This is a genomic window from Ruminiclostridium cellobioparum subsp. termitidis CT1112 (assembly GCF_000350485.1).
Classification (GTDB): Bacteria; Bacillota; Clostridia; order Acetivibrionales; family DSM-1351; genus Ruminiclostridium; species Ruminiclostridium termitidis.
Window position 1 is genome coordinate 38404 of the sequence record NZ_AORV01000059.1, and the last position, 12132, is coordinate 50535.

General features: G+C 41.9%; 10 protein-coding genes. 4 read left to right on the plus strand and 6 right to left on the minus strand.

Annotated elements, in window-relative coordinates; all coding sequences use genetic code 11:
* Nucleotides 1-5 precede the first annotated feature (5 nt).
* Entirely contained in the window at nucleotides 6-128 is a 123-nt protein-coding gene (locus tag CTER_RS29075) for a hypothetical protein (protein WP_278245943.1), read from the plus strand.
* A 17-nt stretch (nucleotides 129-145) separates the two neighbouring features.
* Here CTER_RS29075 and CTER_RS20675 read toward each other — a convergent pair whose 3' ends face one another.
* From CTER_RS20675 to CTER_RS20700, 6 genes are all read right to left on the minus strand, one after another.
* On the minus strand, nucleotides 146-1117 hold the full coding sequence (locus CTER_RS20675; protein WP_051066656.1) for a glycyl-radical enzyme activating protein: 972 nt from the start codon (nucleotides 1115-1117) through the stop codon (nucleotides 146-148).
* Nucleotides 1118-1156: 39 nt separating this feature from the next.
* Nucleotides 1157-2110, minus strand: a complete 954-nt coding sequence (locus CTER_RS20680) for an ABC transporter permease (RefSeq protein WP_004628951.1) — start codon at nucleotides 2108-2110, stop codon at nucleotides 1157-1159.
* A gap of 13 nt (nucleotides 2111-2123) precedes the next feature.
* Complete coding sequence (locus CTER_RS20685; protein WP_004628955.1) at nucleotides 2124-3674, minus strand: sugar ABC transporter ATP-binding protein; 1551 nt, start codon at nucleotides 3672-3674, stop codon at nucleotides 2124-2126.
* 244 nt (nucleotides 3675-3918) lie between these two features.
* Nucleotides 3919-5052: a substrate-binding domain-containing protein gene (locus CTER_RS20690; RefSeq protein ID WP_004628997.1), complete on the minus strand. Its 1134-nt coding sequence runs from the start codon at nucleotides 5050-5052 to the stop codon at nucleotides 3919-3921.
* A gap of 56 nt (nucleotides 5053-5108) precedes the next feature.
* The gene (locus tag CTER_RS20695; RefSeq protein WP_004628957.1) at nucleotides 5109-5360 is read right to left on the minus strand and encodes a glycine radical domain-containing protein; all 252 of its coding nucleotides are present in this window, start codon (nucleotides 5358-5360) and stop codon (nucleotides 5109-5111) included.
* Nucleotides 5361-5479: 119 nt separating this feature from the next.
* Entirely contained in the window at nucleotides 5480-7714 is a 2235-nt protein-coding gene (locus CTER_RS20700) for a glycyl radical protein (protein WP_004628989.1), read from the minus strand.
* 341 nt (nucleotides 7715-8055) lie between these two features.
* Between CTER_RS20700 and CTER_RS20705 the strand changes: the two genes are divergently transcribed.
* Genes CTER_RS20705 through CTER_RS20715 form a run of 3 tightly spaced genes read left to right on the plus strand, consistent with a single transcriptional unit; the run spans nucleotide 8056 to nucleotide 12128 of the window.
* A complete protein-coding gene (locus CTER_RS20705) occupies nucleotides 8056-9666 on the plus strand; it encodes a response regulator transcription factor (RefSeq protein WP_004628953.1) in 1611 nt (536 codons plus the stop codon).
* Between the two features lie 33 nt (nucleotides 9667-9699).
* Nucleotides 9700-10686, plus strand: coding sequence for a sensor histidine kinase (locus tag CTER_RS20710; protein ID WP_004628982.1), 987 nt, complete (start codon nucleotides 9700-9702; stop codon nucleotides 10684-10686).
* A 14-nt stretch (nucleotides 10687-10700) separates the two neighbouring features.
* Nucleotides 10701-12128 (plus strand): sugar ABC transporter ATP-binding protein, encoded by a 1428-nt coding sequence (locus tag CTER_RS20715; RefSeq protein ID WP_004628976.1) that lies wholly within the window; start codon nucleotides 10701-10703, stop codon nucleotides 12126-12128.
* Nucleotides 12129-12132 lie beyond the last annotated feature (4 nt).

Sequence of the window (12132 nt, forward strand, 5' to 3'; positions counted from 1 at the left end):
CTGATATGGCTACAAAAACAGGTATCGATTATGTCAACGGATACCGCCCCGGTGTTTTTATCAAAATAAAACACCCTATGGCATTATTACCTTTGTCCTTTGTTGTTCTTCAGGCAATAAAACCATAGGGTGTACATGCATCCCATTAAAATTTATAAATATGGATATTATACTCATTCAATATTTTATTTAATTCCAGCATCCTTGCATCGGATGGCACTGCAGCATCAGCCAGCTGATATTCCCGGCCGAGACTGGTGTATTTGCCCCTGCCAAGTTTATGATACGGCAGCAGTTCCATCCCCTTGTAATTTTTTAAATTTTCCGATACAAATCTTGCTATATTTCCGATTTCTTCCTCACTGTCATTAAAGCCAGGTATTACAGGTGTTCTTATGATAAGATCATAGCCGTACCTGGCTGCCAGCGTGTCCATAAGAATGATGTTTTCCTTTATCCTGCTGTTGTCGGAGCCCGTCCATTCCAGATGCCTGCTGCTGTCACAGGATTTAAGATCCATAAATACAAATTTCAAATATGGTGCCACCAGCTCATAGTCATGTTTTTCCCCTGCTCCGCAGGTTTCAATGGCAGTGTCAATCCAGTTTTCGCAGAAGGACTTCAGAAGAGCATATGCATATTCCGGCTGTGACATGGGCTCTCCACCTGACAATGTAACTCCGCCGCCGCTCAATTCGTAAAAGGGCATATCCCTCTTTACAATATCAACTACCTCTTTAACCGTCATCTTATCACCGACTATTTTACGGCATTTGGGATAGCATTTTTCAATACATTTAAAAGCTTTTTCTCTTTTATTGCATGAATCGCAAATACTTCTGTCTGCAATAAGACCGTTATCCAGTGCCCCGTATTCACATAGCCTTACACAGGCTCCGCAGCCTATGCACTTATCCTGAAAAAAAACCATTTCCTGATGAAATTTCTGGGTTTCGGGGTTACTGCACCACTTGCACCTGAGCGGGCAGCCTTTCAGGAAAACAGTGGTTCTCAGCCCAAAACCGTCGTTGATTGCATACCTTTCTATATCCGATATAGTTCCTGTAACCTGGTTCAGTTCCTCACTACTGCTGTTCAGGTACTTATTGTCTATCAAAGCCATACCTCCGCTCCAATACATTTTTATCCGATCATATTAATTGTCCCTGTTGGCTAAAACGGCAAATACTATAATAACGCCCTTTAATATCATCTGCGGATATGATGCTATACCCATGAGGTTCATTATATTTATCAAAACCCCCATCAGGAATGCACCTATCAGGGTTTTCGTAACACTGCCCACACCGCCGGATAAGCTTGCGCCGCCCACAACAACAGCTGCAATGGCATCAAGTTCATATCCCTCTCCGACTGTTGCCGTTCCCATGCTGAGCCTGCCTGCCAGGATCATTCCGGCTATGCCGAAGAGCAGTCCGCCCAGGGCATAGGTTATTATGAGATATTTTTTAACGTTTATTCCTGCAAGCCTTGCAGTCTCGGCATTTCCTCCAATAGCATAAATACCCCGGCCATATTTGGTTTTTCTTAAAATTACTGCAAACACCACAAAAATCAATGCAAGTATAATAACCGGAATTGGTATGCCCCAAAGATTTCCCTGTATGAATTTAGGAAGAAATGTTCCGTCTATTCTTCTGTTTTGCCCTACCTGATACATGTAGGCAATACCTTTTAAAATGGTCATCATTGCAAGAGTTGCAATAAACGGGGCAACTTTGGCATATGCCACCAATATCCCCGAAACAATTCCAAACACAATACATAACAAGATTACAAAAATTATTGCCAATATTCCATGCCCGTCCTGTATGAAACCGGCTGTGAAGCACACCGATACCACAACAAACGAACCTACCGACAGATCAATTCCTCCGGTTATGACTATCAGCAGCATACCGATAGCACATATCGCATAAATAGAATTCTGAAGAAGTACCGTTTTAATATTGCTGACAGTTAAAAAGGCAGGCGAAGCAAGTGATCCATATATCAGCAAAATTGCAAATGCAATAATTACGAAGTTTTCCTTGGCAAATCTTGTTACAGCTTTCAGTTTTTGATTTTGATTGGATTTTATAAGTTCCATTTGATACACTCCTTTATGCGGTAATAGTTCCGGTTGCATAGCTCATGATGTTCACTTCAGACAGCTCCTCTTTTTTCAGCTCGCCCGAAAGCTTCCCTTCTCGCATAACATATACTCTGTCACTCATTCCTATTACCTCAGGCAGGTCAGAGGATATCATTATTACTGAAACACCAGCCTTTGCAAGGTTTTTCATAATTGTGTATATTTCGAATTTTGCCCCGACATCCACACCTCTGGTCGGTTCGTCGAGAATAAGAATTTTAGGCATGGTAGCCAGCCATTTGGCTATTACAACCTTTTGCTGGTTACCTCCGCTCAGGCTGCTTACCTTGTTCTGTACATTGGCGGTTTTGATTTTAAGTCTGTCAACAAGGTCCAAAACCAGCTGAGTCTCCCTTTTTTTGTTTAGAAGCCTGTTTTTTGTAATCCTGTTTAATGCGGCCAGAGATGAATTGAAGGCAACGGATTTTGAAAGAATCAGACCATTTCCTTTTCGATCCTCCGTTATAAAACCTATACCGCTGTTAATGGACTGTTTTGGATTTTTTAATTCCACCCTTTTGTCATTAATGAAAACATTGCCTTTGCCCTTTTTTATATAGGCTCCCACTACGGCACTCATGAGCTCGGTACGCCCGGCACCCAGTAATCCCGAAATGCCCACAATCTCACCTTCCCGGAATTCCATTGTCACATCGTCAACAATTTTTTTACCGTGGTAGGTTGGATGTTCCACCGAAAAGTTTTCTATTTTCATAACGGTTTTTCCGGTCTGTGTTTCATCCTGCGGATAAAACTCCTGCATTTCTCTTCCTATCATATACGACACCAGATCGTGGTGAGTCATGTCGGAGGTCTTTTGTGTGGTTATCATTTTGCCGTCTCTCATGACTGAAATAGTATCTGTCAGTTCAAATATTTCCTCCAGTCTGTGGCTGATATATACGATAGTTATTCCGTGCTTCTTCAAATCTCTTAATATTTCAAACAAAAAGCTTATTTCTCTTCCTGTCAATGGTGCCGTCGGCTCATCCAGGATCATTACCCTGCCTCCTAAATTGATAGCCTTGGCTATTTCAATAAGCTGCTGCTGTCCGATGCTCAAATACTTTACCTTTGTATGGACATCTATTTCAAGAGATAATTTTTTGAGTGTTTCTTCGGCCAGCTCAAAGGTTTTTTTCCAATCCACCATACCGTTCTTAAGAGGCATGTTGCCAAGAAACATGTTCTCAGCAACGCTCAGTTCGGGAATTAAAGCCAGTTCCTGGTGCACCATCACTATGCCCTCTTCATTTGCATCCCTCGGGCTGTTCAGCTTCAGTTCCTTTCCATTCATGCATACTGTCCCCTCATAGGTGCCGTGTGAGTATTTTCCGCCGAGTATATTCATCAGCGTGGATTTTCCCGCACCGTTTTCTCCGATCAATGCATGAATGTCTCCCATATTGACCGATAGTGAAACATCGTCCAGAGCCTTTACACCTGAAAAAGCTTTAGTTATATTTTTCATCTGGATTGTACAGGATATTTCACATGCGTTTTGACAAAACTTTTCCACATACATCTCCCCTATATTATTGGATTAAAATGGAGTGCCACAAAGTACATGCCTGAAATTTGTAAAGCTCATCACAAGTGTATCTCCTACAAATTCGGGCATGTACTTTTAATGGAACTTCCCATCTATTAAAACCGTACTCGCGCACTGTATCCGGTATTAATTCATGTATTGCATTTGTCTCATTTTGAGGCAGCCCCTTCTTATGACTGTTCCTATAGTGTTCTTATAGTATTTTTATATATTAATACTGGGATTTTTCATCGTATACCTTATCAACATTGGCTTTGTTGTATAAAGTATTTGGTACATAGAAGGTTGCAGGAGTTGTTACTCCCTTTGCTTGTTTTGCTGCAAGATATACAGCCCATTTACCCATCATTCTGGGATCATTTGCAACAGTTGAAACTATACCCTTGTCTCCGTCCTTTATCCATTTAAGAACTGACTTTCTTGCATCTATTGAGGTTACAAGTATCTGTCCGGACTTGTTTATAGAGTCAAGTGCCGCCACAACTCCCTGGGCTCCTCCGTCGCAGGCGCTGAATATTATATCGATGTCGGGGTTTGCCTGCAGAGCGTCAAGAGTTTCATTCATTGCAGGTTCAGGCTGCCAGTTATAATATCTGTAAGCCACGATTTTAAGATTGGATTTGCCGTACTTTTCAAGCATGTAATCGTTATAGCCTGCCAGCATTCCCCAGCGTCTGAGGTCGGATTCCTGCTCCTGGGCTGCGGCTGAAAGCACAAGTGCCTTAACTTCAGGTTTCCAGCCGTTCTTTTCGTCATAGGACTTTGCAAGTTCAAAGCCTGCCTTATATCCGCTGTTTTCAACATCACAGGATACAAAGGTGAATGGCGCTCCCTGGGCATCCAGAGCACAGTTGACAACTGTAAGCGGAATATTGGCTTCGTGTACCTTGGACACTGCAGGAAGTACTCCTGTCGAATGGAAAGGATTGATTATCATTGCGTCAGGTTTGATATTCACAAGTGTTTCAATGTCTGCAAGCTGCTGAGCCAAATCATTTCCGGCATCATAGACCGTAAGCTTCACACCCAGGTGTTCGGCCTCCATCTTAGCCAGTCTTACCAGCTGTTCCCACCATTCGGAGCCGGCTATATTTCTCTGGGAAAAACCAATGGTTAAACCTTTGAATTCATCTTTCTCACCCAGCATTGCTTCAGGCAGAGCTTCCAATTGTTCCTTTGTTGCTGAAAACACTCCGCCTTTTTGTGCCGGCTGAGTTGTTGATACATTAGCTGCGGCACCTCCCGTGCCGTCATTTGTTGAAGCAGTTTGCCCCGAACTGCAGCCCATTGCCAGGGTTGCCAGCAAACTGATGCTTAATACAAGACTCACCAATCTCTTTTTCATTATTCTTTTCCCCCTCAAACTAATTATTTTAAATTTATTGTGTTACTAAAATTTTTCTAAAGTTTTTCTTCGGTACGTTCTATAATATCCTGCTGAACCTCTTTTGAAAGCTGTGTAAAATATGCGCTGTACCCGGCGACTCTAACTAGAAGATTCGAATACTTTTCTGGGTCCTTTTGGGCCTCCAGAAGAGTTTTCCTACTTACTATATTAAACTGCATCTGTGAGCCGCCTGCCGCAAAATAGCGGTCTATGAGACTGACGAAACGTTTCAGGCCGTCGTTCTTGTTTACAGTGATTTCAGACATGGCTGATCCCCCTTTTTCATTAAATTTAAAATATAACAAATATATTTGATTTTTAATAATTGGACATTATTCGGCGCCTGCTTGCTAATTATTTGTTTACATAAAAAACAGTAAATGCTCTATACCAAATCAGCGGGGCTGAATTTCATATTATATAATGAACCGCAGGAAAGTAAAATATTATTAAGCTTTGCTACTGAAGCTATTGCGGCTGTGGGACCTTTTATATCGGTTCCGCGCATGGGAGACTGTCCGTCGGCAACGGCGGTATAAGCTTCCCTTCCATCAGGTGTAGCACCGCAAACCTTGCCGAATGGCGTATTACTTGAAACTGTACTTGTGGAACAGTGCAAGGTTCCTCCTATAGGCCCTCTTCCATATCGGGTATTCTTATAGGATACCAGTTCATTAGCCACAGCTGCAAGCATCTCACGTGCTATCTCATCCACTTCATCTATATCGTTGCCGTATTTTGGAGCCTGGAGACACATGGCTTTGATCTGAACACCTGAAGGATCGGTACTCATATCACTGAAGTTAGTTTCAAGTGCGTGCTTCAATTGTGCACCAGTTATGACCTTATCGTCAAACACCAATTTCTTGATGGCATACAAACTATTGGCAACGTTGGCGGTACCTATTGTCTGCTGGCCTGTCAGATCATACTTTGCTCCGCCCTGCTTTATGGGCTTTCCTCTTGGAATGGTCGTTGTGGGACATCCAAATATGGCTGCCATAGGTTCGTCAAGAGTTTCCTCCCATACCTGATCAATTGTATTTTCGAGAATTGCCTCCATTTTCACGTAATAGGCCAACTGGTCAAGATATGCTTCCCGGACCTCTTCAAAGCTTTCAAAGGTTGAGAGATCTTTTCCGTTTTTATTGGGGTGCAGGCATATTCCTGTTCTTGGATCGGTTCCGTTATACAGGGACATTTCAAGGATTTTGGTACAGTTGAGCCATGCACCGCCTGTTCTTCCTCCCAGCAAGCCTGCTGTTCCAGGCTCAACACAGCCGATTACACAGTAGTCATAGGCGTCATTCAATTCATATCCCCTGTTCATCAAGGCCGGAATATAGGTTTCATCATTAAATATTGACGGCAGACCTGTTCCGAGTCTGATTACTTCGGCAACCTTCATTTTGAACTCAAATGGAGTATTGCGGTGGAAACGGACTGTAAGTGACGGTTGAGGCACCCTTGTATTGAAGGTTGCATCAAGGCAGATGTAGCTCAGTTCATTTGTAGCATCGCACTTCTTTACCGGATGCTGTCCGCCTATGGTAAGGTTCTGGAACATTGGAACACCCCTGTAGAAGTCTGTGTCCACCCAGCTTCTTACCTTGTTGCAGGTATATATCTGAAGGAAGAAGTTTTCTGTCAGCTCAAGGGCAAGGTCACGGGTAAGTGAACCGTCGGCCAGTCCCTTCTTATACAGCGGATACATAAATTGGTCGTATCTTCCGAAGGAGACTCCGGCGCCGTTGTCTTCAATCTGGATGCAGATGTGTACCAATATTATGAACTGGAGTGCTTCCCTGAAGTTTTGAGCCGGGTAGCGAGGAATCCTTCTGCAGATTTCAGCCATTTCATACAGTTCCTTTTTCCTTGCCCCGTCTGTTTCCTGGGCTGCCGTCTTTTCAGCCAGATCGGCATATCTTTCGGCAAACTTGATAATTGCATTTGCACTTACCACAGCTGCGTCGTAGAAATCCTTCTTTTTAATTGCATCAGGTTCATTCCAGTTAATCTCATCCAATTTCTTTTGGCATTCATCAATTATATATTGGATACCATGGGTAAAGAGGAATTCATGATCCGGTGCAAAGTGACCGTCTCCTCCCTGGAAATAGGTTCCGATATCGGCCGCCTTTAAGTCGTAATGTGTGGCCAGGGCATCTTTAGGCAGTCTGGCCCTCAGTGTGTCGGTATGTGTTTTTCCGGCCCACCAGTCGCACATGGACTTTATTACAGGCTTGTCTTCTTCACGCAAGATATATTTGTCGGCAGGTCTTTCATCAGGAAAATAAGGATTTCCCTTTATAAGCTCCTCCTCCACCCATTCTACTTCAAACTCTGGAAACAGCGGTGCCCATCTTGGTTTTGATGCCTGGTTTCCCACGAACAGACTGCCCGGCATAATGTATATACTCATATTCTGAAGTACATGGTCAATTGCTTTTGCCCTTCTGACTATCGCCGGCAGACTCATATTGTCCTTATAAAATTCTGTCAGGTAATGACCTCTCTCCGGACAAATACCATAAGCAAATGATGTCACATATTTATGCAATCTGTCGATTCGCTCTGATCTGACCGGCTGGGTGTCAATTTGAAATGATCCAAGTGCCATTTGTAATCCTCCTTTTGGAAAATGAGATAGAATATTTATCTTGATTGATTTAGCTTGTAAGATATGCACAAAAACCACTTTCCGAGTTCCCATATCGCTTAGTGATTTCTTACAACACTATATTAGCATCTGATGTTTTGTTTTAAAACTTAATATCTTTATATCAGGGGGTAACTTCTTTAGATGTTGTGTCTCTTTTGTATAATATCCATAGTTTATATATGTATTTTAAAAAATTTATAGTGTATAATGAACAATGAAATGAGAGCATCATAAAAATATCCGAAACACCAAACACGGCAATTTAAATCCTTATACGTTATTCAGCGGGGGTAATGTCAATGCTAAAAGTTCTGATAGTAGATGATGAAATAAAGGTATGCAGGTTGATCCAATGTCTTGTGGACTGGGAAGCCCTGGGACTTGAACTTATAGGGTTTGCACAGGACGGTCTGACTGCGCTTGATTATGTAAAGCAATATAGTCCCGATATTGTAATAACCGATATCAGAATGCCAAACTATGATGGCCTGGACCTGATAAAGAATTCTCTGGAGATTAATAAGAATATACATTTCATAATCATAAGCGGTTACAGCCAATTTGATTATGCCCAGAAGGCTATAAAATTCGGGGTGGACGATTATCTGCTGAAACCCGTTAAAAAGAAAGAACTGCTGCAAACTCTTCAAAAGCTGATAACAAAACACCAGGCCTTGAAAGACAACCTTTCTGAAAAGGAAGAGATGAAAAAACAATTGACATTCACCGAGAAGAAGTTAAAAAGAAATTTTCTGAGTGAGCTGCTGGAAAAAAGCACAATTACTGCAGACAGCTCAAATCCGGATGAAATAAACAAACATTACCACTGCAATTTTGTCAGGGGCAACATCCAGCTGCTGATGATACAACCGGTTATCAAAGGCTCAAATACCGACTCCCGCGTATATGAATTTGTTTTGTCAAAAATAAGGGATACTGTGGCCGAGGATCTTTCCCTGTTCAGCGAGGTTATTTCCATAGTTAGAAGTGATTATGTCTACTGCCTTATAAATGGGACCAATGAAGAATTTTCCAGGCTCCGCAAGCAGTTGAAAAAGTTCAGAACCACCATCCTGGAATTAAAAGATGTCATAGGCGATTTCAGGCTGTTTATTGCCCTGAGCTCGGAAAAAACCGATTTAAGCGGGATAAATGACTGTAAACGCGAAGTGAGGATTGCAAATCTGAACAAATTGATATCCGGTGCCGATTTATTGGAGTACACCAACATAAAACCAGCTGCCGTCCGTTCCGAACAGATTGTTGACGGAAAATTCAGAAAAGAGTTTTTATTTAATATTGAGACCTTGAATCATATCCAGCAAAAGATATTATTCGATAAGCTGAAGTCGGACATCAAGTCGGTCGGCAATTTAACCGGCCAGCTTGTCTTTGATGTTTATAAGGATCTGATTGATTTATTTAAGTTCAGTATAAGGACTTACGGGATTATCATTAAGAATGAGAACCTCCTTGAAACACTGATGTATGACTTTTTTATGTACTGCTCTGTGGACGAGGTTTTTGACACTCTCCTGCAGAGGATTGATGAAAGTCTTGATACCTGGACCGCAGAAAAAAAATTGGAGAATTCAAAACCCATAAGGCTGGCAAAGCAGTTTATCAACGAAAACTATAACCAGGCTCTTACTTTAGAGATAATCGGAGATAAAATAGGCTTTAATCCCACCTATTTTTCCAGTGTCTTTAAAAAGGAAACCGGTATGAATTTCGTGGATTACATTACCGAGATCCGTGTCCAGAATGCCAAACAGATCCTGGTTGACACCGATAAAAGCATTATTGATATATCCACCCAGGTAGGCTTTAATGATATAAAGTATTTTACAAAGAAATTCAAAAAGTCCACCGGACTCAGCCCCACTGAATACCGGAAGCTGTATTCCTAAAAACTCATTATATACATTGTGACAGGTGCGCATATGAAAAGAAAAACTGCCTTATCCACAAGAAGTACCCTGGCTTTTATTGTATTGATTTTAATGAATATTGCAGGAATTATTGCCGTTAACAATCTAAAATTTAAAGCGGTGATGACAATATTGCTGCTGGCTTTAATTTCCTGCCTTTATTATTTGATTGTCCTGCCTCACTTGAATATAAAGAAGCAATATAAGATGTTTCTGAACGGTCAGATATATGAAGAACTCTTTCAAAATCCCGACTACCTTACACCCGAAACCGTCAAGGTCATGGACCGTTTTCACTATCTGCTCAACAAGCAGGATGCCATCAATATGTCAAAGAAACAGGCCGAGTACCTGGCCCTGCAAAATCAGATAAATCCCCACTTCCTGTACAATACTCTTGAAGCCATCAGAGGAGATGCCCTGTATGCAGGTCTTGCAAGTATTGCCGAAACAACCGAAGCACTGGCCTCCTTCTTCCGGTACACCATAACTGATGTGGGCAACCTTGTTACCCTGGAGGATGAATTGGAAAATATAGAAAACTACTTTACAATACAGCAGTACAGATTCGGCGACAAATTCAAGTTGACCGTAAACTATCCCGACAATGAAGATATCCTGTTAAATCAGGTGCCCAAGCTAACCCTCCAGCCAATAATCGAAAATGCAATCTTTCACGGATTAGAGGGTAAATCCCAGGGCGGCAATATTTTTATAAGTATTGAAAGTACAAGGAAAAACCTGTTTATAAGTGTAAAGGATGACGGACTGGGAATACCCTCGGAAGTATTGACTAAAATAAATGATTCTTTGGAGCGTGTGGCCGTCAGCTATGTTAACAGTGATAAGAGGAAATCCGGAGGAATCGCACTTAAGAACGTATGCAGAAGGATAAAACTCATATTCGGAGACGAGTACGGTGTTCATGTATACAGTACGGTAAATGTCGGGACGGATGTACGGCTCACACTTCCTAAAATTCCAAAGCATGCAGAATAACCCGGAGGAATGCAATGAAAGAAGAGATTTTCAGAATAGACAACGGCCAGCTTGTGCTCAAGGGGCAGAAAATTTTTAACAGCATTTACCTTCAGGTTTTTGCAGGTGAAACCCTTGGAATTATCTTTGACAACATGGAGGAAAAAAATGCCTTTCTGAAGTTGTTAAACGGAGATGCCAGACTGTCCTACGGAAGGATGTATATTAATGAGGAGGTCATAGAAAGCAGCAGTAATGACGATCCTGTCAAAAAAAACATCTTCACGATAACCGAATCCTCAAAACTGATAAAACAGATGAAGATATATGAAAATATTTTTCTCTTCCACTCAGAGGATATTTTTCTGAGATCAGGCCTATACAGGAAAAAGACTCAAACGCTCTTTGAGCACTTTAATATTGATATACCTGTAAACAAGCCCATCCCCCAGCTGACCAACCTGGAAAGCATCACCATAGAACTGCTTAAGGCATATACCCTTGATTGCAGGCTTATCGTACTTTCCAATATAACCAGCATTCTGAACACCACAGAGCTGATCACTTTCTTTGAACTGGTAAACAAGCTGAAAAGTAAGGGGATCGGCTTTATTGTAACTGAGACCTTTGAAGATGTTGTCTTCGAACAGACCAACCAGCTCTGTCTGATAAAAAACGGAAAAACAATGGGTCTTTTCAATTCGGCCAACCTGGACCGAAAAATGATATATCAGCTCTTAAATGCCAAACAGCCGGATGATTCCTACAAAGATATTGCAAGTGAGGCCGGCACATCCTCACAGCAGAGGGAGGTCGTGCTTTCTCTGAATAACATATATACCGATGTTTTGCAGGATATCAGCCTGGATATCCGGCGCGGCGAAATCCTGAAGATATTTTATATGGACGATGAAAGCAAAAATGACCTTATCGGCCTTCTTAACGGTACAATAGGCACTTACAGGGGGAGGATCACCGTTAATAATAACAGCTATTCTGCCAGCAGCATAGCCGATGCCCAGGAAAAGGGAGTGTGCTTTGTTGAGGAAAATCCAACCGAAGTAATGCTTTTTAAAAGGTTAAGCGTATTGTATAACCTGTGCATACCATTATCAAACAAGGTCAACTGGTTCTGGGTCAAAAGCAGATACGGCAAAAGTGTAATAAAGACTCTTGATCAGCTGATAGATCCAACTTATTTCAGAAAGCCGGTTTACATGGTTCCGCCCAGCATTCAGCAGAAAGTGGTTTACTGCAAGTGGCTGCTGTATTCGCCCAGGGTCCTCGTGTGTATAAAGCCCTTTTCAATCACCGATGTAAAGGTCAATCAGATTACTGAGCAGATGATTAATCTGTTGGCGGACAGGGGAATTGCAATTTTGATAGTCACATCCAACTGGCCATCGCTCAGCGATCTGAGGGGTGATACCATTTATCTCAAAGACGGCAGGCTGGGATTATAAAATC